This is a genomic window from Marinobacter sp. W-8, assembly GCF_044342215.1.
Taxonomy (GTDB): Bacteria; Pseudomonadota; Gammaproteobacteria; order Pseudomonadales; family Oleiphilaceae; genus Marinobacter; species Marinobacter nauticus.
On sequence record NZ_CP172297.1, the window covers coordinates 2,479,986 to 2,502,222 of the forward strand.

Annotated in this window: 21 protein-coding genes; 9 read left to right on the forward strand and 12 right to left on the reverse strand. The window is 52.8% G+C overall.

Going from position 1 to position 22,237, the window contains the following annotated elements; translation table 11 throughout:
- The first annotated feature begins 91 nt into the window (after positions 1-91).
- From ACF8YQ_RS11520 to ACF8YQ_RS11550, 7 genes are all read left to right on the forward strand, one after another.
- The gene (locus ACF8YQ_RS11520) at positions 92-1,492 is read left to right on the forward strand and encodes a flagellin (RefSeq protein WP_396621452.1); all 1,401 of its coding nucleotides are present in this window, start codon (positions 92-94) and stop codon (positions 1,490-1,492) included.
- Positions 1,493-1,713: 221 nt separating this feature from the next.
- Positions 1,714-1,995: a type II toxin-antitoxin system ParD family antitoxin gene (locus ACF8YQ_RS11525; RefSeq protein WP_222562389.1), complete on the forward strand. Its 282-nt coding sequence runs from the start codon at positions 1,714-1,716 to the stop codon at positions 1,993-1,995.
- Positions 1,996-2,000: 5 nt separating this feature from the next.
- A complete protein-coding gene (locus ACF8YQ_RS11530) occupies positions 2,001-2,339 on the forward strand; it encodes a type II toxin-antitoxin system RelE/ParE family toxin (protein ID WP_396621453.1) in 339 nt (112 codons plus the stop codon).
- Positions 2,340-2,464: 125 nt separating this feature from the next.
- On the forward strand, positions 2,465-4,468 hold the full coding sequence (locus tag ACF8YQ_RS11535) for a hypothetical protein (RefSeq protein ID WP_396621454.1): 2,004 nt from the start codon (positions 2,465-2,467) through the stop codon (positions 4,466-4,468).
- 66 nt (positions 4,469-4,534) lie between these two features.
- Positions 4,535-4,774, forward strand: coding sequence for a type II toxin-antitoxin system Phd/YefM family antitoxin (locus ACF8YQ_RS11540; RefSeq protein ID WP_396621455.1), 240 nt, complete (start codon positions 4,535-4,537; stop codon positions 4,772-4,774).
- Between the two features lies 1 nt (position 4,775).
- Positions 4,776-5,162 (forward strand): type II toxin-antitoxin system VapC family toxin, encoded by a 387-nt coding sequence (locus tag ACF8YQ_RS11545; RefSeq protein ID WP_396621456.1) that lies wholly within the window; start codon positions 4,776-4,778, stop codon positions 5,160-5,162.
- Between the two features lie 77 nt (positions 5,163-5,239).
- On the forward strand, positions 5,240-5,482 hold the full coding sequence (locus tag ACF8YQ_RS11550; protein ID WP_396621457.1) for a hypothetical protein: 243 nt from the start codon (positions 5,240-5,242) through the stop codon (positions 5,480-5,482).
- Positions 5,483-5,539: 57 nt separating this feature from the next.
- Here ACF8YQ_RS11550 and sbcB read toward each other — a convergent pair whose 3' ends face one another.
- Positions 5,540-6,988 carry an exodeoxyribonuclease I gene (gene sbcB, locus ACF8YQ_RS11555; protein ID WP_396621458.1) on the reverse strand — a complete coding sequence of 483 codons (1,449 nt, stop codon included), beginning with the start codon at positions 6,986-6,988 and terminating at the stop codon, positions 5,540-5,542.
- Between the two features lie 45 nt (positions 6,989-7,033).
- Entirely contained in the window at positions 7,034-7,912 is an 879-nt protein-coding gene (locus ACF8YQ_RS11560; RefSeq protein WP_224850277.1) for a DUF6160 family protein, read from the reverse strand.
- 352 nt (positions 7,913-8,264) lie between these two features.
- On the opposite strand from ACF8YQ_RS11560, the gene ACF8YQ_RS11565 reads away from it, so the two are divergent.
- Together ACF8YQ_RS11565 and ACF8YQ_RS11570 are read left to right on the forward strand one after the other, a co-directional pair.
- Positions 8,265-9,293, forward strand: coding sequence for a response regulator (locus ACF8YQ_RS11565; RefSeq protein WP_396621459.1), 1,029 nt, complete (start codon positions 8,265-8,267; stop codon positions 9,291-9,293).
- A 2-nt stretch (positions 9,294-9,295) separates the two neighbouring features.
- Positions 9,296-10,246 carry a GGDEF domain-containing protein gene (locus ACF8YQ_RS11570; RefSeq protein ID WP_396621460.1) on the forward strand — a complete coding sequence of 317 codons (951 nt, stop codon included), beginning with the start codon at positions 9,296-9,298 and terminating at the stop codon, positions 10,244-10,246.
- A 37-nt stretch (positions 10,247-10,283) separates the two neighbouring features.
- On the opposite strand, the gene ACF8YQ_RS11575 is transcribed toward ACF8YQ_RS11570, so the two are convergent.
- The 10 genes from ACF8YQ_RS11575 to ACF8YQ_RS11620 form a co-directional block, all read right to left on the reverse strand.
- Positions 10,284-10,652: a histone-like nucleoid-structuring protein, MvaT/MvaU family gene (locus ACF8YQ_RS11575; RefSeq protein ID WP_014422046.1), complete on the reverse strand. Its 369-nt coding sequence runs from the start codon at positions 10,650-10,652 to the stop codon at positions 10,284-10,286.
- A 161-nt stretch (positions 10,653-10,813) separates the two neighbouring features.
- Positions 10,814-12,076 (reverse strand): Vi polysaccharide biosynthesis UDP-N-acetylglucosamine C-6 dehydrogenase TviB, encoded by a 1,263-nt coding sequence (gene tviB, locus ACF8YQ_RS11580; protein WP_396623297.1) that lies wholly within the window; start codon positions 12,074-12,076, stop codon positions 10,814-10,816.
- Positions 12,077-12,116: 40 nt separating this feature from the next.
- Positions 12,117-13,538, reverse strand: coding sequence for an MBL fold metallo-hydrolase (locus ACF8YQ_RS11585; RefSeq protein ID WP_396621461.1), 1,422 nt, complete (start codon positions 13,536-13,538; stop codon positions 12,117-12,119).
- 29 nt (positions 13,539-13,567) lie between these two features.
- Entirely contained in the window at positions 13,568-15,514 is a 1,947-nt protein-coding gene (locus tag ACF8YQ_RS11590; RefSeq protein WP_396621462.1) for a polysaccharide biosynthesis protein, read from the reverse strand.
- Between the two features lie 42 nt (positions 15,515-15,556).
- Positions 15,557-16,108, reverse strand: coding sequence for a sugar transferase (locus ACF8YQ_RS11595; protein ID WP_396623298.1), 552 nt, complete (start codon positions 16,106-16,108; stop codon positions 15,557-15,559).
- Positions 16,109-16,133: 25 nt separating this feature from the next.
- Entirely contained in the window at positions 16,134-17,102 is a 969-nt protein-coding gene (locus ACF8YQ_RS11600; RefSeq protein ID WP_396621463.1) for an NAD-dependent epimerase/dehydratase family protein, read from the reverse strand.
- Entirely contained in the window at positions 17,099-18,205 is a 1,107-nt protein-coding gene (locus ACF8YQ_RS11605; protein WP_396621464.1) for a glycosyltransferase family 4 protein, read from the reverse strand. The genes ACF8YQ_RS11600 and ACF8YQ_RS11605 overlap by 4 nt, the downstream gene beginning before the upstream one ends.
- Positions 18,202-19,485, reverse strand: coding sequence for an O-antigen ligase family protein (locus tag ACF8YQ_RS11610; RefSeq protein ID WP_396621465.1), 1,284 nt, complete (start codon positions 19,483-19,485; stop codon positions 18,202-18,204). Before ACF8YQ_RS11610 ends, ACF8YQ_RS11605 begins: the two co-directional genes overlap by 4 nt.
- Positions 19,486-19,494: 9 nt before the next feature.
- Positions 19,495-20,622 (reverse strand): glycosyltransferase family 4 protein, encoded by a 1,128-nt coding sequence (locus tag ACF8YQ_RS11615; RefSeq protein ID WP_396621466.1) that lies wholly within the window; start codon positions 20,620-20,622, stop codon positions 19,495-19,497.
- A 91-nt stretch (positions 20,623-20,713) separates the two neighbouring features.
- The gene (locus ACF8YQ_RS11620; RefSeq protein WP_396621467.1) at positions 20,714-22,237 is read right to left on the reverse strand and encodes an asparagine synthase-related protein; all 1,524 of its coding nucleotides are present in this window, start codon (positions 22,235-22,237) and stop codon (positions 20,714-20,716) included.

Genomic DNA, 22,237 nt, shown 5'->3' on the forward strand with positions numbered 1-22,237 from the left:
GCAAAACGGCAATTTAACGAATTTCCGCCGGCAAGGGTTCCCCTCTACAACGGGCATCTGGTTTCCGGCACCTCTGAGCAGGAGAATAGATATGCCTCAGGTCATCAACACCAACATCGCTTCGCTAAACGCTCAACGCAACCTTAATACATCCCAGGGAGACGCTAACGTCGCCCTCGAAAGGCTGTCCTCTGGTCTGCGCATCAACTCCGCAAAAGACGATGCTGCAGGGTTGGCGATTTCTGAGCGCTTCACCTCCCAGGTTCGAGGACTGAATCAAGCCATCAGAAACGCCAATGATGGCATTTCCTTTGCTCAGGTTGCCGAAGGTGCTCTTGAAGAGACCACCAACGCGCTTCAGCGAATTCGTGAACTGGCGGTACAGTCCGCTAACGACACCAACTCTCCTTCAGATCGCAAAGCTCTGAACCAGGAAGTTTCAGCGCTGATTTCCGAAATTAACCGAATTGCAAGCACAACTCAGTTCAACGGGCGTAACATTCTGGATGGAAGCTTTGCAGATTTCAGCTTTCAGGTTGGAGCCAATGCAAATCAAACCATCGGCGTGGACGGAGTTGATGCACGAGGCTCTAAACTCGGCGCTTCCGTCTCTTCTGGAACAACATTTAATCAAGGCAATATTACAAGCTTTAGCGCAGCCGGATCGTTAAGCATTAATGGTGTGGACGTTGACCTGTCTTCAGCAACCACTGGGCAAGACCTCATTAATCAAATCAACCTAGTCAGCCCAGATACCAATGTTACGGCGCAAAAGGCGGGTGAGACGATTGTAGATACTGGTGCATTCAGCGCGCCAGCCGCTGCAGATAGCCCTGCAACAATCACCATTAATGGAACCGGTATTGAAATTACAGACTCCGACGACATCGACTCGACCATAGACAAAATCAACGAGAGAGCCGGGCAGACCGGAATTACCGCAGCAAAAGATACGGCTGGCACCAACATTATTCTGACAGACAAGAATGGTGGCGTGATTGAGCTCCAGGACGATGGCACAACAGACGTTTTGGGAAGCGCGGCTATTACTGGAGCAGCAACCGCCACTTTTGAGCCAGGCCTTGAGCTCATCACAGATATCGGCGACACAGTTACGCTGGGCGGGACTGGAACTCTTGCAGACCTTGGGTTGGGCACTCTTACACAGGAAGACCTTATCGTTAACGATATGAACGTCCTTACCCGCGATGAATCCGCCAACACTATTACCACAGTGGATTATGCACTGGAACAAATCAGTGGTCTTCGCTCTGAGCTCGGTGCGGTTCAAAATCGCTTTGAAACCACGATTGCCAATTTGTCGACCGCTTCCGAGAACCTCTCAGCCGCCCGCTCCCGGATTCAGGACGCCGATTTTGCGGCCGAATCCGCCGAACTGGCCCGCACCCAGGTTCTCCAGCAGGCCGGCCTCTCGGTATTGGCTCAGGCTAACGCCAGGCCTCAGCAGGTGCTGCAGTTGTTGCAGGGTTAACAGTAGCCAAGTGATACCAAAACGGCCGGGTTAGTCACCCGGCCGTTTTGGTTTTAGCTGAACGACAAAGTTGAACTGACCTACTCCCAACTTTCTAATTGACCCTGACCCCAAGACATTTCACCCAATCAAATACACTTGGGTCGAATCCAATATTCCTGCTTGGAACCCTATAGCCAAAATGGCAATATATGCCAATAGACACAGGGAGGCCCCGAACAATGGCAACTAGAAATATAGTTATGACAGACCACCAGGAACAACTGGTGAGTAACTTGGTTAAGACAGGTCGCTACCAAAATGCCAGCGAGGTACTGAGAGAAGGGCTGCGGTTGGTCGAAGAGAAGGAAGTCCAACTGCAGCAAAAGCTTCTCGAACTTCGCGGAGCCTTAGCCGAAGGGCTTGCAGACGTCGATAATGGCCGCACAGTCACACTGGGCACCGGTGAAGCGATCACAAACTACCTGATCAACAGGGCCGCAGAACTGAATAAAAAGGACTAAACAGCATGCACCCACTATGGACGGTGGAACTTTCCCAAAACGCTGCTAGAGATTTCGAAGAGATTGTGCGCTACACGCGGGACAACTTCGGCATCCACCAAGCTATGAGTTACAGTGGGCTGATTGCGCATACCATCCAAGAGTTATCCGAGCGGGGCCCTGATCATCCTTTAGCAAGGGATAGATCTGAACTCCTACCGGGGATCAGAAGTATAAGGATTCAGAGAGAGTCTCAGAAAGCCCGACATGTAGTGTTTTTCAAAGCCATATCTGAAATGTCAGCACGCAAGCTCGTCGTCGTGCGAATCCTGCACGGCTCAATGGATTTCGCCGAGCATCTATAAATTGGGGGCTGACCCCAAACCCCAAACTGGCACACCTTTCGCAACACCTCCCTCAAACCCCGGCAAACCGTCAAAAAACTGCAGACCTTTGCCGCATCGGATATTGGCTGGTAACGAGGTGTTCCATGCAAGTACAACATCATAACGCGCATCTTTCCCGCTCGGTTCAGGCTCAGGTCGCGCGCCTGGTGCTCCAGGCAAACCTGGCGTATGGCGAGTCCAACAGCAACGGGCTTTCCTACATTCAGCGGCTGAAGGCGCGGAATGAATGCCGGGAGTACCTGAACCAGGCGCTGGCGCTGGAGGCAGACAACGCAGCAGCTCTCGGCCTACTCGGCCGGGTGGAGATGGACGACGGCCAGCTTGAAAAAGCCCATGCTCTGTTCAACGCCAGCCTGAACCGGCAACCTGCCCAGGCCCAGCAATACTGCAACCTGGGCTACTGGGCACTGAAGAGCGAGCGCCCCGCCCTGGCGGAGGAGTATTTCCTGCAGGCACTGGAATGCGACCGGCAATCTGCCGCCGCTTTCTGCGGCGTGGCCCACGCCAAACGGCTGCAAGGCCAGTTTGATGTTGCCTACCTGCACTACCGAAAGTTACTCCAAAGCGGATCGGAATGGGACTCTGTCTATTCCGGCATGCTCTCGTGTGCGCAGCACCTTCAGGTTCACAAAGCCGACAGCGATCTGGCGCTGGACGCCATCGCCCTGCTGCGCAAGGAAGGCCTGCCACACCAGGAAATTGGCCGCTTTGTCGGGGCGATCATCCAGCAACAATACGATCTGGATAACCCGAACACCGAGGTCTTCCTGGATGCTGCCGCCGAAGACGAATTGCTTATTCTGGCGCTACAGAAAACCCTGATGCCCAATGCTGCCGTAGAAGAACTGGTCGTGATGCTTCGTCGCGCCATCATGGCGGAGGTCGCTCAAACGGCCAGCCTGAGGGACGAACTGCAGCCCCTCTGCCTGGCCATCGCGGAATACGCCGACCGCACCGGTTTCGCTTTGGCCGCGGAAGACGATGAAGAACGCCTGGCGGCCACCATCAATGAAAGCATCATGGCGCAATTTGCCGTGGGCGAACCTCAAGAAGCCCTGATTGGCTCGCTGATGATCAGTGCCATGTATGGCGCACTCTTCCACCAGAACTTTGCAGTACAACTCGGCCAATGGAACCTGGTGGACTGGCCGCTGGCCATGCAACACATGATGGCAGCGAGCTACTACAGCCGGGCAGAAGAAGAGGCCATCAAGCAGAATTTTGACGAAAAAGCCGAGGAACTCTGCCTGGAGAAAACCGATGTGCCCCAGGCATGGCCGGCCTGGAGCCAGCTGGCTTATCGCACGGAGACCAGCCTGAAAGCCGTGATGGCTCAGGAACTTGGCCTGAACACCGACAACCTCCCCGCCACGTTACGGATTATGGTGTGCGGCGCTCAGTCTGGCCAGCGAGCCATGGAGCTGGCGCAATACCTGGACGACGTGGAAGTGATCGCGGTTGATGAATCGCTGGCGAACATTGCCAAAGGCACCCGCATGGCCCAGAGCCTGAACATGGACAACATCGTGTTCTGGCCCTGGTCCATCGCACAGCGGTTTGTAGCCGATGGTCACAAGGTCCATTGGGTGGAAGTGGGCCGTGTGCCCTCACCAGCCATGACCGAGCTATCTCTGGCCGCGCTGATCAATACTGCCTCGAACACCGGTGCCATAGTGCACATGCACACGGCGCTGGCCGAGCAAACCCAGGGCGACAAACAGATTCGCCGCCTGGTCGCGGAGCACAATCTGCAACCCACTCGCACAGCCTTGCGTCAACTTCGCAGGATGGTATTGGCCAACCGGCAAGATACCCTCTGGACAGAGCTGCTGAAGGACGAGGACTTCTACAGCCTGGGCGGCTGCCGCGATCGATGGTTCCGGCCGCAAGACGCCAACCAGCTCAAAGAGCTGCTGGCCCTGGTGAGCAATGAAGTGGAGTGGAAGCTGATTAAAGCCCGGGATGAAGATGGCCACAGCCTGGCCACCGGCCCGGTACAGCGCCAGATCCAGGCGGAAGCCCTGGGTAGTGAAGTTCAAAGCCTGATGGGGCAGAACCTGAGCGTGTATTTTCAGCGGAGGCGGTAATACGGTAGTGAGCTCAGCCCGACAATGCTAAACTAACCAAGCTTAGCTAATCGATCGGAGAGCACGATGGAATCTGTCAACATGCACGAAGCAAAAACGCGTTTATCACAACTGGTTGCCCGTGCTGCCAAAGGTGAGGCTTTCATCATCGCTAAAGCAGGGAAACCCGTTGCCCGTGTTTCCGCTTACGATTCACCGGAAGATAACCAGCAGAAACGGATTGGCTTTATGGCTGGGGAATTTACTGTGCCGGATGACTTTGACCGGATGGGGCAGGAAGACATAACCGAAATGTTCGGAGGCTGATGTGAACCTGCTTCTGGACACTCACCTTCTGCTATGGACGGCAGCGGAGCCCTCAAAGCTATCCCCGCAGGCAAAAGCACTGATTAGCAACAAAGAACATCGCTTGTATTTCAGTGCTGCCAGCCTTTGGGAAGTCGTCATCAAAAACGGCTTGGGCCGACCGGATTTTCGTGTCGACCCCCACTTACTGAGGCGGGGACTTGTAGATAACGGCTATCTGGAATTACCTGTCACCTCGCAACACACACTGGCGGTAGGCCACCTTCCTGATATTCACAAGGATCCCTTCGACCGAATTCTGGTTGCCCAGGCCGAGACCGAGGGGGTCTTGCTAATAACCTCAGATGAACAGGTTGCTCGGTACCCCGGCCCTGTTCGCATGGTCTGACCCCAAATTCGATTGAGCACACAGTGGGTTTCCGGTAGCTTTCCCTTTTTTGAATCTACCGGTGCCCGCTCTCAGCCATGCAAGTCTCGCAAGCAAACCTGAACCTCAACTTTGACAACAACAGCCTGCAACGAGGCAAGCGCTATTTCAGCCAGGGCCGGGTACAAAACCTGGTTCGTGAAACCGAAGGCACGGTAGAAGAGCGAATTCAGGCACTACAGGCAAGAAAGAGCCAGCTTGCAGACGGTCTGTACGGCAAAGCTGATGCCTTCAGCTCGGCCATTACGGCCGACGATATTTCTGTCCTATTTGAGAAATAGAAAAGGGGCAGCCCCCGGACATTTGCCAACGCGAAATGTCTTGGGGGCAGCCCCCACTTACATATAGGGGATCAGGGATTCGCCATAGAGATGTAAGTCCTCTAGAACCTGCTGCTTCCTGGGAATCAGCTCAGGATCAGAGGCCAATCTCTGAAGTTCACGGCCAAAAGCTTCCAGCGACCGCCATCCCTTTTTCGGCTGCATCAATCTCTCGGTACGGAACTGCTCCCAGCGCTCCATTTCCTCGCCAATCAGGGTATCCGGATAGTTTCGGGCACGGTAACGGAACAGCATCTCCGGCAGGCGCGCGTCTTCAAACCGCACTTCCTGCTCGGCCAGGATCTCCACGGGCTGGGTCAGCAACCAGTTGAGTTTCTCCCGGTCGGTTTTGCTGATAAAACCGCCAGCGTAAAGTTGCTCGTCGGGATCGGTCAGGTCGCTGCCCTGAAAATCCTGTTCGAATGCCTGGGCAATGCGGGCGGGCAGGTCTGGTGCTTTGCGCAGCTTGGCCAGGTTCGCCCGAAGCACATCACCATCTAACTCCAGCTCGGCCAACCGCTCTTGTGACAGCGTGGAGAGCATGGTCGCCGGCGCCAATACCGGGCATTTGTTCAGTTGCACACCTTTCAGCGGGAACCGGCTAACGCCCTCCCCCAGTTCCGCCTGAGACGTAAATACCCGCTCACGGATCTCTTCTACCGAGGCGCTAATCAGCGCTTCCGGGTCTTCGCGAAGATCGTAAACGATCACCTGGTTCTTATTGCTCAGGCTCTCTGCCAACGGCGCCACCAGCGCACAACAACCCCTTGCTGCCGGGTACTTGGCGGAAATATGAAACACCGGCTTCATGCTCGCCGTGTCCAGCATTTGCCTCGCGGAATGTTTGTCTTTGTTGCTTAGAACGAAATCGAACAGCTTGGGCTGTTTTTCCTTGATCAGCTTTGCCACGGCAATGGTGGCCAGCACATCGGACATGGCATCGTGGGCAGCCTCATGAGCAATGCCATTGGCTACTGTCAGCTCTTCCAGCCTGAAACTCGGGCTGCCATCTTCTTTGCGGGGCCAGTGGATACCTTCCGGCCGCAAGGCATAGGTCAGCCGCACCATATCAATGATGTCCCAGCGAGAGTTCCCGTTCTGCCATTCCCTGGCGTAGGGATCCCGGAGATTGCGATACAGCGTATGCCGGGTAACTTCATCATCAAACCGCAGGCTGTTGTAGCCCACAGCGCAGGTACCGGGCTGGCTGAAAGCCTCATTAATCTGGGCGATAAACTCCGCTTCCGGAAATCCGTCCTCCAGCGCTTTCTGAGGAGTAATACCGGTAATCAGGCAGGCTTCAGGAGATGGCAGGTAATCGTCGGCTGGCTTGCAATAGATCACCAGCGGGTCTTCGATGATATTCAGATCCGCATCGGTGCGAACACCCGCAAACTGGGAGGGCCGGTCGTGAACCGGGTCTACGCCAAAGGTTTCGTAATCGTGCCAGTAGAAAGAGCGGATCAAAGGAAGACTCCTGCGTGTTGGTTCAGAGGCAGGAGTCTAGCAAAATCAAAACAGCTTGGTACCCATATCCGACTGATGGGTACGCAGGCGGTCGATGCCGTCCGGGCCAACCAGCTGGCTCAGATCCACGGTCATATTGGTAGGCAGGTTAATAAACACACCCTTACCCACACTGATGGTATTGGCACCGTCCAGCGTTTGCCAGGCTACACCGTCATCGCGCTGAAAGCCGATGAAAAACGCATCCGTGAATCCGATGGTGCCATCGGTACTCCCGTTATCCTCGCCTACGGTCAATGATTGCAGGTGGGTAAGTGGCGTGCAGTTAGCTCCGGAAACACAGGAGTTTGGGTCAATACCAATGTGAGATGCTCGGTAGTTGGTGGCCGCGCCACCATCGCCATCAAACAGATAGGTATCGTAAACGGCACCGGATGCATCCTGCACTTTCAGGCCGATGTCGCCACTGAAGCTGGTGGTATGGGACGACACCGAGCCCCTTGCCTGCCCAAAACCCATGCGGAATCCGGCAAGGCCCGCGGCATCCTCCGCCAGTTCGATGTAGGGCATGCGCGCTTCGAAAGGAATTTCATCCCCGGCACTGTAGGTCTTGCCATTGAACACCTCGCCGTCGTTACGGGCGATATGACCAAAGGCCAGGTGGGTGGCAGAGAAGTCCGTGCCGCCATTGATCTGGCCGGCCTGAATATCGTCAATATTCACACGGGTCTCTACATCCATGGTCAGCGTCATGCGCGTGAACTCATGGTTCTGGCCGGGGATGTTTTCAATCTGCATAAAGGCCTGCCCGGTTACCTCGCCCATCGCATTGTCTGAAATGGGCTCCAGTTCTGCCTGGGAAACGGGCGAAATACCCAGGCAGAGCATGGCAAGGGCAGCGCATCCGTACGCTTGCGTTGTCATAGATTGTGTCTCTGATTGTTTTAGTGAGTCAGTTTCGACACCCGACTCCATGCCTGCCCGCTGGTTTTATTATTTCGGTGCTGGCATGCGGCCTGTTATTCTTTGTAACAAACTGTTTCTTTTTGACCGCAACACGACTATATCCGACCGAGCCTCGTATATTGAGTGAGGTACATCACATTCATTCATTACGTGGCCGTCATTTGTTGTTCAAGCTTGATGTTCGTCACAGGACTACACTAACTCAGACACCAATATGTCGCTTAGCGAACTTATAATGTAGCCCGCATATACATAACAACTGAGATTGGTATACTTACGCCCTTTCGTTAAAGGCCCCAAACGGCACTCCATGACCACCAGAATATTGATCTGCGACGACTCTGCACTGGCGCGCAAACAAATGGCCAAAGCTTTGCCACCCGGCCTGGCAGACGACATCCTCTTCGCCGGCGATGGCAAGGAGGCGCTAACCATACTGCGCGATCAGAAAGCCGAGCTGTTGTTTCTGGACCTGAACATGCCGGAACTCGACGGCTACCAGGTGCTGGAACATATCCGCTCAGAGGATCTTCCGGTTCTGACCATCGTAGTCTCGGGCGACATTCAGCCGGAAGCCCGGGAACGTGTGCGTAAACTGGGCGCCATCGACTTCATCAAAAAGCCAACCGACACCGGCGTTGTTTCCCGATTGCTTGAAGAGTACGGTTTCTATCGCCCTTCCGAGCTTGAAGACACTGCCCTGAACGACGCCAGCCTGCACAGTCGAGAAGCAGCAGCCCCGGAAATCTCAGTGAGCCTGAGCGACTACCTGCAGGAGATCTCCAACGTGGCCATGGGCCGGTCCTCAGATCTGCTGGCCCGGCTGCTAAAGGTGTTTGTCAAACAACCTATCCCCAAAGTCGCGTTTATCGCCAACTCTGAGCTGCACATGGCGATATCGGCTGCGCAACGAGCAGAAAACTATTCAGCCGTTTGCCAGGGCTTTACAGGCGCGGGTATCGCCGGTGAGGCACTGCTGCTGTTTGAAGACGCCAGCTTCCGGGAAATGGCCGAACTGCTGCACTATGACGTGCTGGAAGGCGAATCCGTGAACGTGGAAGTGCTCATGGATATGTCGAGCATCTTGTTTGGCGCGTTCATCAACGGTATTGGCGATCAGCTCGACCTGAAGCTGGGCCTGGGTCATCCGACCGTTCTCGGCCAGCACCGCCCGGTTAACGAACTGTTGGATCATCACAGCAAGCGGGAAGAACAGCTGCTGTGTATTGAGATCAGCTATGCTCTGGAAAACCGGGATATCCGATGCAACATGCTGATCCTGCTAACCGAGGACTCCATCCCATTCCTTGACAAACGCCTCGCGTATCTGGTGGATTGACTATGGCCTTTAATCAGGACGCCAACGAATTCCATTGGCTGATGGACATGCTCGAATCCGTCGAGGTGGGGCTGGTCGTGCTGGACCTGGATTTCCACGTCCAGGCATGGAACGGCTTCATGGAACACCACAGTGGCATTACCGCCAGCCAGATTCAGGACAAGGTTTTGTTCGAAGCCTTTCCGGACATCCCGGAAGCCTGGCTTACCCGAAAGGTAGACGCCGTCGCCATGCTGAACACCCGGGCCTTTACGTCCTGGGAACAGCGCCCTTACCTGTTCAAGTTCCGGAATACACGCCCTATCACAGGCACGGAAGAATACATGTTCCAGAACCTGACCATCAGCCCGATCACCGCTCCGAACGGAGAGGTGGAGAAGGTGTGCCTGCTGATTTACGACGTAACCGAATTCGCCAGCAGCAAACGGGCCCTGGAACGTGCAAACGAACAGCTGGCCAAACTCAGCATGACAGACCGGCTAACGGGGCTGCTGAACCGGGGCACCTGGGAAAACCTGGTGGATGCGGAATATGAACGTTTCCGGCGCTATGGCCAGGCCACAAGCCTGGTGATGTTCGATATCGACCACTTCAAACCGGTGAATGACACCTACGGCCACCTGGCCGGAGACGAGGTGATTCGCCATACCGCCGAAGTCACTCGCAATAACATCCGGCAATCGGACAGCGCCGGCCGCTATGGCGGTGAAGAGTTCGGCATTATTTTGCCAGAAACCGATGCCGAGAGTGCCCGGGTCATTTGCGAGCGCATTCGTGAGGCGATTGAGAACAGCACGGTTAGCACTACGGCAGGCGATATTCGCTACACAGTAAGCATGGGCATCGCGCAATTAACTGAAACGCCAGAGAACTATATGCAGTGGATGCAAAAGGCAGATGAGGCTTTATATAAAGCCAAGGAAAGCGGGCGGAACAAAGTCGTAATCAGTTAATATTCCCCTCCCTCTATTGAGGGAGGGGAATAAGCAGTTAATCCTGCTGCCAGCTCTGTACCGCTTCCTTACCGTGCTTTTCACGCCACTCATTCAGAGTCTTGTGATTACCACCGCGGGTTTTTACCACTTCACCAGTGTGCGGGTTTTTATAGGTTTTCAGCGGACGCTTGGCACGGGTACCGGTTGCAGTCTCGGCCTTGGCGCCAGCGATAGAAGGATCAATAGCAGACAGAATCTGCAGAACGTCCTTCGGTGATTTGTCATACTCTTTCATCAAATCGCGAACTTTGTTTTCGAATTCCAGTTCGCTTTTCAGTGCCTGGTCCTTTTCAAGCTTCTCCAGCTCGGCGGCCAGCTTTTCCATCAGCTGCTTCTTCTGGTAATAATCATTAATCTTTGCCATGGAAATAAAACCTTTTATCGTGGGGTTTTAAATACTGAGTGAATATGACCGAGAGTCGAAACAAATAATAATAGAGAAACCAAAGCAAGGCAAAACAAATTACTTAAATCGACTTAATAAAAAAGCCGGCACATTGGCCGGCTTCGTAGTTCACATTAAGATCAGAGGCGCAAATCAGCCTTCCCTAACGGCAACACACCTTTCAAATCAAATAAAACGCCGTTGCCATTTGTATAAGCACGCAGTTGCTCAGCGGAAAGGTCTACATATTCGCGGTGCGGTACTGCAAGAAATACCGCATCATATTCTCCGGCCTTCGGTTCCGCAACCAGGGAAATACCATATTCATGCTCGGCTTCTTCATTATTTGCCCAGCAATCGGTGACATCCACCTGGCAACCGAAATCCTTTAACTCATTAACCACATCAATAACACGGGTATTACGCAAATCCGGGCAATTTTCCTTAAAGGTAAGCCCCATAACCAATACCCGAGAATTGGCAATGGTATGCCCTTTCTTGATCATCGCCTTGACCAGTTCAGCGGCGGCATAGGGGCCCATATTGTCGTTCACACGGCGGCCGGCAAGAATAATCTCCGGGTGATAACCAATGGCCTGGGCCTTATGGGTGAGATAATACGGGTCCACACCAATACAATGCCCGCCTACCAGGCCGGGTTTGAACGGCAGGAAATTCCATTTGGTACCTGCAGCGGCCAACACTTCATGGGTATCGATCCCGATGCGGGCAAAAATCATCGATAGCTCATTCATCAGCGCGATATTTAAATCCCGCTGGGTATTTTCAATTACCTTGGCCGCTTCCGCCACTTTGATTGAGCTGGCTTTGTGAGTGCCGGCAGTAATGATATCTGCGTAGAGATTATTCACCTCATCTGCAATCTCGGGAGTGGAGCCAGAGGTTACCTTCATAATGGTGGTAACTCGATGCTCCTTATCGCCCGGGTTGATACGTTCAGGGCTATAACCGGCAAAGAAGTCCTGATTGAACTTGAGGCCAGACATTTTTTCCAGAACCGGAACGCAGACTTCCTCAGTGGCACCGGGGAACACCGTGGACTCATAAATAACGATGTCGCCCTTCTTCAGGACTTTGCCTACGCTTTCGCTGGCTTTTATCAAGGGGGTGAGATCCGGTGACTTATACTCATCGATGGGCGTCGGCACGGTCACTATATAGATCTGGCAATCAGCAATGTCGTCCAGCGAATCCGTGAAGGATAAATATTTAGAAATGGCCAGCTCTTCGGAGGATACCTCGCGAGTGAAATCTACTCCGTCCTTGAGTTCAGCAATCCGCTTGGTGTTGATATCAAAACCAATCACCTCCCGCTTCTCGCCAAATGCAGCCGCCAAAGGCAAACCAACGTAGCCCAGGCCTACAACCGCAATTTTCTTCATCATCCCTCCAGAAACCTCGGATTTATCCTTTAAATTTTGTCTAGCCAGCAGGAATCAAAACCTTCGATTCCGGTGCCATTATCTGCAATTCTACCCGTAATGCCTCTTTTGCGCCCGCATCTCCGTGAACAATACGGATCTCTTTAGGCGAGCGGGGGATCCCGTCAACAAAGGTCAGCAAATCCCCCTGCCCGGCATGGGCCGAATACCCACCAACCGAGTGAACTCGGGCGCGGATGTCATACCGCTCTCCGTCCAACTCAACCCAACCGCCCTGGGAACCATAGGTAAGAATATCTCTGCCCGGTGTACCGGCAGCCTGATATCCAACAAAAAGAACATCGTTACGCCGATCGCCCAACATAGCCTTAAGGTAATTCACCACCCGGCCGCCGGCACACATGCCAGATCCCGCAATTACCACGCAGGGCCGATGTGATCGGGCCAGATAGTCCACGGCATTCAGGTGATCTTCGTGGGAGCCGATCACAGTGAGTTGCTCAAACGAAAGCGGATGCCTTCCGGCTTTTACCAAGGCACGGGCCTCGTTATCCCAGTATGGTTTCAGATCCCGGTAAATTCGCGTAAATTCGGCCGCCAGAGGTGAGTCCACAACGATCTCAAGGTCCTTCCAATTCAAAGCAATGGAAGACGAGGAATCACCAGTTTGCTCAATGGCCTCATCACCAAATTCCGCAATCAGACCCTCTATCTCGTAAAGCAATTCCTGGGTGCGACCGATACTGAATGCCGGAATCAGAACCGTACCGCCATCCTCCAACGCATGCTCAAGAACCGACTTCAAACGATATCGGCGTGATTCCCGGTCTTCGTGATTCTTATCGCCGTAGGTGCTCTCTATAATCAATCGATCCGCTTTCTCGGGCGATTTCGGTGCAGGCAGCAGCGGTGAATGCGGCGCGCCCAAATCCCCGCTGAACACGATACGCTCTTGCCCTTCAACCGTTTGAGCATCACATTCCACATAGGCAGAGCCCAAAATATGTCCCGCACGTTGCAAACGCACATTCAGAGCTTCCGATTCATCTCTGAATACTTCATGCCACTGGCCATAAGCCAAGGGCACAAGCTGCGACCGAATCCTGTCGAGAACTCTGTTGATTAAGCCCCGATCTCTGGTAAACCCAATCCTGAGCGCATCGTCCAGGATTTCCGGGAGCATGATCGCCGAAGGTTCGGAGCAGATAATTGGCCCGTCAAACCCGGCGGCCAAAAGGTAGGGAATCCGGCCCACGTGGTCTATGTGCACGTGGGTTATGATCAATGCACGAATGTGCTCAACAGGGAAATCAATCGCCAAGCTATTGGCAGATGAATCGCGGCCCTGTTCCTGGCCCTGAAAAAGTCCGCAATCAATGAGAACGCCAAAGCCCGATAATCGGAGCTCATGGCAGGATCCAGTGACGCCGGTAACGGCGCCGTGGTGTTTAACTGATACCATCCCAACATCCTTGTTTAAAGATCTGCTCGTCAGTTTAACCGGATTACCTTGCTGCTCGTTTCAGCACTGGGTCGACGATCCTCGCCACGACACCACACAAGATCGGATGTTTTACCGGTAGGGGAATATCCCGTTCCCGCCTCTTTTAACAACGCAATGACCGAAGCGCAGTCAAACGATTGACTAGCTTGAGCCAACCTGCCCATCAACTCCTCAACCTTAGGCCAAGTCATTGACGCTTCTCTGGCCATCATTATCCGGGGATGCGCGGTTCCCTGAGGATTATCTCCGATCAGTAGCTCCTCATAGAGTTTTTCACCCGGGCGCAGTCCCGTATAGATAATCTCAATATCACCGTTCGGGTGTTCAGAGCTGCGTTCCCTCAGTCCCATTAGATGAATCATCTTTCTGGCAAGGTCAGCTATTTTTACCGGCTCACCCATATCAAGGACAAAAACCTCCCCCCCCTCGCCCATGCTTCCGGCTTGTAAAACAAGCTGACTGGCCTCGGGTATTGTCATGAAATACCGGATGATATCCGGATGCGTCACAGTAACCGGACCACCATCACGAATCTGATCACGGAACAATGGCACCACAGAACCGGAAGAACCCAGAACATTGCCAAAGCGCACCATAGAGAAAACCGTCTCATCTTGACGTTGCGCCAAGCCCTGCAAAACGAGTTCCGCCATTCTTTTGGTTGCGCCCATAACATTGGTCGGGCGAACGGCCTTATCGGTCGAGATCAGTACAAAACGTTCCACTTTTGCAGCGATAGCAGCTTCTGCTGTGTGCCAAGTACCAAAAACATTATTCTGGAGACCTTCAATCACATTGTGCTCGACTAAAGGCACATGTTTATAGGCCGCTGCATGGTAGACCGCCTGAATACCAAAAGCGCGCATTACCGCTTCACAACGACGGCGATGGGTTACACTCCCCAGAACGGCGTGGATGGATACCCCTAGCCCTTCGATCTGATTTATCGACTGCAGCTCACGCTCAATGGAATAGAGCGAAAACTCCGATTGCTCAAACAAGACCAGCACTCGGGGCTTATGTATCAGAATCTGCCGGCACAACTCTGAGCCGATTGAGCCGCCCGCCCCCGTGACCATCACGGATTTACCGTACAAGCTCTGGGCTACAGTGGCGGCGTCTGGCCTAACTGGATCTCGCCCTAAAAGGTCCTCTATTTCCAGGTCCCTTATGTCATTGATCCTGGCCTGTCCCGAAACAAGCTCCGACATTGAAGGAACCGTTTGAACAGGCACAGAGAGCCGCTCGAGTGTCTGCATCAGGGACTTCCGGTCAACGGGCGTGGAATCTTCGAGTGCCAACAGGACACGTGAGGCATCGAGCTTTCGGATAATCTTTTCAATGTGCTTGATCGAATACACTGGCAAGTTGCCAATCAACGACTTGTGATTTGATTCCACTGTTGAAATAAAGCCAACTGGCCGGTACTCAACCCCCTGCGACAAAGCGGAGGCAAGTTGCATACCCTTTAACCCGGCACCAACAATCAAAACTCCGTCTTTGACCTTCTCGCCACTCCGGCGCACCAGTGCTCTGACGGAAAATCGCGTGCCAGCAACCAGCAAGAAGGCAAAAGCACCATAAATAACCGGAACCGATCTAGGCACCAGCGTTTGGAACAAATAACCAAACACAATGAGAGACAGGCTGGAAACCACCACACCACTAATGATTGCTAAAAAAGCGTGTTCGCTTAAATAGCGAATGACGGCACGATAAAGCCCCAGTTTAATAAATGCGACAATAGTCACCAGAACGGTCGCAGAAGACACTAATAACTGTTTATTGGAGGGCACCCAGGCCAAATCCTCGAACCTCAATGCAAAAGCCGCCCAGACAGCAAACGAGAGCAGTAGTGCATCAGTAACCACAGAAACGAACCGTTTTACCGGCCGAGACAGTCCGAGTATCTTGTTGATCAGATCTGATGACAAAGCTTAACCCTTCAAAATATAGCGTTTAAAAACAGGAAGAAATCAGCGCCTCACTCGATCTCCTGCCCCTTTTCCCGTCACTGTCATAAAAATGTATCTGAAATAGTCAGCAAGACAGAGGTTCCTTATCATCTCTTCGTCTGTTTCCGCCAGCAACACTGGCGTAGACATGTCAATATCGCTAACCTGAGCCAATCCTGTAATCCCCGGGCGAACATCAAAAACGCCTCGCTCCTGCCTTTCCCGGATCAGTTCATCCTGATTGAACAGACATGGACGAGGTCCTACAAGGCTCATCTCTCCTTTCAACACGTTCCAGAGCTGAGGAAGCTCATCCAACTTGGTTCTTCGTAAAAAACGACCAAAGGGCGTAATGGCGTCACCACTTGCCAAGTGACTTGCTACAGAAGCAGTTCCCTTTCTCATTGTCCGAAACTTAACAAGCGTAAACGGTTTCCTGTGTCTACCAACTCGCTCCTGGCTGAAAATCGGCGAACCAGTGTCAAAAAGGCCGATAAAAAATAAAACGACTAAAACCGGCAAACCAAGCAATAGACCAAACAAGGAGAAAAACAAATCTAACGCACGAATCACTCGACCACTCCATAAATAAAACGTCTCAAGCATTACCCCCGCCCGATTTCAGCAGAAAATAATGCTTACCGGCGCCTTCCAGCGCTTGCCTTGCGTTTACAATCGGGGTCCATCCCAATACCCGGCGAGCTTTTCCAGCATCCACCTGAAGAGACCCGCAAAGCTGTTCGATTATAGCGCCTTTACCCAATATATTAGCGCCGAAAGAAAGAATGGCGACCGGCACTGGAACCAGAACAAACCGCTTTGACATACCCTCCGCCAGACAACTGATAATCTGTGCCAATGACAGATCCTCATCATCAGATATCAAGAAAGTCTCATTGCTGGCTTCAGGATGCAAAATACAGCTTTGTAAGAAATCGACAAGGTTATCCAGAGCGACCATGCTACGGAGATTCGAGACCGCCCCAAAAGGCAGCGGTATTCCGGCTGACACCAGTTTCAACAATCTGCCAAAATTACCCGGAGCCTGCCCAGCATAAACCAACGGTGGCCTGACAATAACCAACTCCATTGATGAGCCGGCACACAAAGCACGAAGCAATTCTTCCGCCTCCCACTTTGACAGCGCATAGTCAGAAACAGGATCAGGAATCGACTTTTCACTGAATGGATTCCCTTCTGTTTTATTACCATTGACACCGATTGAACTAAGAAAAACCAAACGGCTTACGCCCGATTCCAACGCTGCCTTTGCGACATTTAGAGTACCTTCGACATTTACACGACGGAATTCCGATAAAGGTTCCGGACTCTCGTCGCCCAGTACATGAGCCCTCGCAGCCAGATGAACAACAACATCAGCACCACGAAAAGAGTCCCGGAGTCCCTTTTTATCCGAGAGATCGTTGACGATCCGGGTATCAAAACCAACGCCTGTAACGGGCGCGCGAACAAGCCCCGTCACTGCTGTGATCCTACTCGTAGCTAAAAGGGCATTTCCCAGTGCCCGCCCAACAAACCCTGAAGCTCCGGTTATTACGACCTTCACGTTTTGGCTCCCAGGGCATCCCGATACACATCAACGGTGCGTGCCAGCATGGTGTTAAAGGTAAACTCAACCTCGTACCGTGAACGCCCCGCCTCCCCCATCCTTCTGCGCAAATCCGCATCTCCGATAAGCTTTTTCAGAGCTTCTACCAGTTCAGATTGCCCCTCTCGCGGAACCAAAAACCCCGTCTTACCATCAGATACCGCCTCGCTGACGCCACCGACGTTCGACACAATCACCGGTAAGCCGGCACGCATGGCTTCCAGAACGGTCAGCGGCAATCCTTCCCATCGAGAGACGAGCACCAAAACATCTGCATCATTCAAACGCTGCGGAACGTCATCCCTTGCGCCCAGAAAGGCCACGCGATCAGACAGATCAAGCTGCTCGGCAAGCTTCTTGTTCTCGTCGAACCTCGGGCCGTCGCCAACAAGTTCGAGACGCCAGTCCAACTCACGAACACAGGAAAGTGCCCGAAGCAAAGCACACTGGTCTTTCGGATCTTCAAATCTGGCCACCATTATCAGTTTTACGGTTCGGGAAAGACGCTTTAGGTTCGGCTGAGGAGAATCATCCGGTATGCCATTGTGAACCACTACCATTTGCTTTTTATCAGCAACCTTTTGAGCAATTGCAATATTCTTATCATACTCGGAGACGGTAATGATCCGGTTACTGATTTTGGCCATTGCACGCTCAATGAACGCAAACACTTTTCGTTTTCTCTCCGAAACCCCCTCGGTAAAGGGCCAGCCATGGGCGGTATAGACTGCCGGTATCGCGCACCGCCAAGCTACTAACCGGCCCAAAATTCCCGCTTTCGCGGAATGCAAGTGAACTATATCGGGTCTAAGCTCAGATAAAACTCTACGCAATTCCAGGTAGCCTTTGAAATCTACCCAGGGCGATATTTCTCGAACCAGATACTCGAGGGGGCGACAGTCAAGACCACGCTGTTTTGCACGGTCAACCACGAGACCTCGCCCCCCCACGAGAATTGTGACCTCGTGGCCGAGATCCTGCACACCTTTGGCCAAATCCAACAAATGTACGCTGGCTCCTCCCATTACATCAGAACGGGTAATGACATAAACAACCTTCACGTCTTGCTCTCCAAACCAAAAGCAAGTGGGAAACGCTTTTTTCTGGAAAAACACACAGGCAAGACCAACAGCAACCAGGTCATCTTGCGCCACTCGGAATTACCCACCAAGAACATCAGAAACAGCATCACCAGAATCAACGCCAGGTATTTACGCGCCTCTTCAGGCACGTCTCGGCACGCGAGCAAAGCAATCATCATAATCAGCAACCAAAGCACCAAGCCCGGAATTCCACCCTCAACAGATAGCCCCAAGTAGACATTATGGGGGGCCTGGGGTTGACCAATCACATTCTCTACTGCCGATGCAAAGGCACCGGCACCCACGCCAGCCCAACGATTATCCAGGAATACCTGCCAGCCAGCTGACCATATTTCGGTTCGGCTGCTCAGGGTGCCTGCTTCCTTATCTTCAATTTCCGAAGAATGTGGCAAATCTTGACCGCCGGCGTCTCCTTCTGGAGACTCGGCACGCTCAACCTCCCATTCGCTAAATAACAACGCTTGAATCTCACTGAAGGTACCTGTCCCTCGCTGCGCTGTCTCAAGCGGCGTTACACTGATCAAGACTACCGTTGCCATTGTCCAAAACAGCAACGTTCTCCAGCGAAATCTTCGAGAGAGACTCGCCAAATACCCACACAGGGCAAGCAGCGACAGACTCATCAACACAAATCCAGCTCGGGAGCCTGTCAGGATAATCGTTATCAGGCCAGCCGGAACAAATACGAGTAAACCAATAAAAAGCCAAGGTGAAAGGCTTTTGTCACGCATAGCAAGCACTGCCATTGGTAACGCGAGCGCAATTGCTGCAGCCAAAGTATTGGGATTGGTTCCTGGCGCAGAAAACCTTTGGTGGTGGGCCTCGATTCCGAGAACAAACTGATGAAACGTACCCAAGACTAAAACCCAACACCCCAGGGAAAAGGCGACCATAGCGTGTTTAATAAAAGCCTTGTCCGCCACCTGAAAGATCAAAAACGCCATGCCAAGTAACTGCACATAAGTGACCACACGGAGCACCGTGGCGTCCCTGTTTATGGACCAGCCAATACTCAAAGCACTCCAAGCGACGAACGCCCCTGCGACAATAAAAAAAATGTGGTAATAAGCACGCCTTTCAACGGCTAAAAAAATGAGGACACAAAAAGCGCCCAAGGCGCCCAGAATTTTTGTCAAAGTACCAACGCCGGGAATTACAACCATCTCTTCCCAAGGAATGGAAAAAATAAACAGTAATAAAACCAAGCGAGCTAGATGGTCCGAACGCTGCGCATCCAATAACACTCATCACCTCAAAATTTCGCTCCAAAGCGAATTAAAATTGGCAACCATGCCTTCCAGGGAAAACCGCTGTTCGATTCGTTTCCTTGCCTCCCTTTTACGATTCTGCCAATCCTCCATGAGACGATATTCCAAGACTGCAGATCGCAATGCATTGGCCAACTGTTCAGGACTTTCTGGTGGCACTATCCAACCAGTATCGCCGACTATGAGGGCTGCATCACCCACGTCGGTCGACACACAGGGCGTTCCGCACGCCATAGCCTCGGCGAGAACGTTTGGGAAAGCTTCGCTGGAACTCGACAACACATGAAGGTCCAGGGCCGACATTACCTCTGGAATGTCACTCCGCCTCCCGGCAAGCACTACCCTTTGGCTAATGCTCCTTTTCATCAACACTTCATTTAGTTCCGTATTCTCAGAGGTCATGCCAGTCCCTACCAGCAAACACTGAAAATCCACTCCTTCGGCCGCTAGAAGATCAAGCGCAGCAAACAGGGTCTCGTGGTCTTTAAACAGATCAAAGCGCGCGACCATACCCATTAAGAAACTGGTGTCGGGAATACCCAAATCCCGGCGTAGAGCCGAGCCCGACTCTGGAAACGGCCGGAAGCGAGATAAATCATAACCATTCGGAACCACAACCATTTTTTCTCTGCAGTACCCCAGGCTTTCATGAACACTGACAGCCTTTTCAGCACACACGGCAATTCTGGCCGGAATCCGGCTCGACAACCGGGCACACAGCTTCGCCACCAGAATTGCAGAACGGCTGGACTTTCCTGGTGCGAGCTCTGTGTTTCTGATGCCCCAGACTATGTTGCGAACTCCGGCCAGCCGTCCTATAAGGCCGCCAAGAAAATCGGCATGGTACATCCAGGTTTGAATCACGTTCGGCCGAATATCCCGGATGATGCGCCAGAGCTTGAACAGCCCTTTGGCGGATACGCCACCTTTGGGCAACCTTAAGCAAGAGACGCTAACGCCGGCCTTAAGAAGCACCTCCCCGTATACCCCTTCGTCCATCAAGGAAACAATGTGATGATCATTGGATTTATCAGCCACACATAATCTGGCAAGCACACCCTCCGCACCACCAGCGTCCAAACTGGTAATAATATGTAAAACCTTCATTGGCGACTCAACCCACTTAAACAGCCCGAGCCAAGCGTTTTGAATTCCCAAGTAAAACCAGACCGCTTGTCCCTGTACAAGAACACCTCAATCACTCTCTGAAATAATTTCTGGCGCGAACATAAAGATTCCCATACAGACTGCCACGCATAGCGGAAAACGCATCGCCGACAACGTTGGGCTCGGCAGGCTGACATGACACAGGGTAGGCCTCAAGAAACGTATAGAGTGAGGCTAACCAAGAGATCAACTCGTCCAGGGAGTTACTGCCCTTCGTTTCTGCTTTCAGCCAATTACGAAGCGCCTTATCGAGCCCCTTGTCGTTAAATAAGCCCAGGCCACGGATAGCATCACTGTTAACCCGGGATACCACCAGATCCTGAAGATCGTTACGAAGCCACTCACCATAGGCATGATAGGCCTTAGGTAACCGGTCGGCCTCGCCAGACTGCTCCAGATAACGACTTCCGGTCCGTGCCCAGGGGATATCCAGCAGCCTCCCTGGCAACGCCTCGAGAACATACTGGTACCAATGATCGCCTCTTTCTTCAGGCGCGAGTTGCCACATCAGCCCAAATACAGCCGGTGCCGTGAACATTTGGTACAGAGGGATCTCTCGGCCAATATGCAACATGCAGCTTTGCAACATTCGCCGCATATAGTGCATTTCCTGCTCAATTTCAAAATTGCGCAAAGACGAGTTATCAGAACGAAAATGGCCAGAGCAACGAACATCTCTCGCCAATTCTGGTTCTGCGGCTTTTTTTGCGGAATGCTTCAATACTCCGAACGGATCTATATTCGAGGGTAGGATGGGCTTAAGGTTAGCGACTCTTACTCCTGAGAACTCAGCTCGCCCTACACTATCGCCATAACTTCCCGCGAGCACAAGATCTATATTCTTTAGCCTGGCGATAGCCGGCATGGCATGCAGATGCAGTGGAGAAACCTCCGCCCCGGCATACCCGGCGATATCGATATTTTCCCGAAGCGTCTCGGCAGTTATAGGAAAATGCTCAAATGACCATCCAAATTGCCGAGCAATACGCTCAGCGTAAACGACATCCCGTGAGCCCGCCGCTCCCCAGGACAGCGCCACTACGTCGAACCGACCAGGATTCTGTAGCTCAACCTCGCGTAGCACACCTGCGACAACCCGGCTGTCCATGCCGCCGCTCAGCAATATCCCAACCGTGCGCGAGTTGCCGACATAGCCCTCGAGTTCCGACCGTAGTGCCTGAATAAACTTTTCCAGGAACTCATCTTTATCAGGGTGAGCACTGCCGTGATCAGGAAGCGGCATAAGCTGCCATTCGCCAGGGCTGACGGGCCGTTCGACCCAGGGTGCCCGCTCAACGCCCTTTACAAGCGTTCGATTGCCCAACAAATAAGGCAGGCCAACTTTGCAAGCAACAGCCGTTCTATCCAGCTCCACAGGCGCGCTTCTGGAAACCCTTTTCGCGATGACGTCGGCAATTTCAAGTGAAAAATAATCAGGTGATGCCAAATCGTAAAATGGATAGACCGCCCCAAGATGCCCGGCAAGTCTGGTCCACCACCCTCGATATCCCTCCAGCGAGTGTCCTGTATCTTCAAGAAACGAATTAGATTGCAT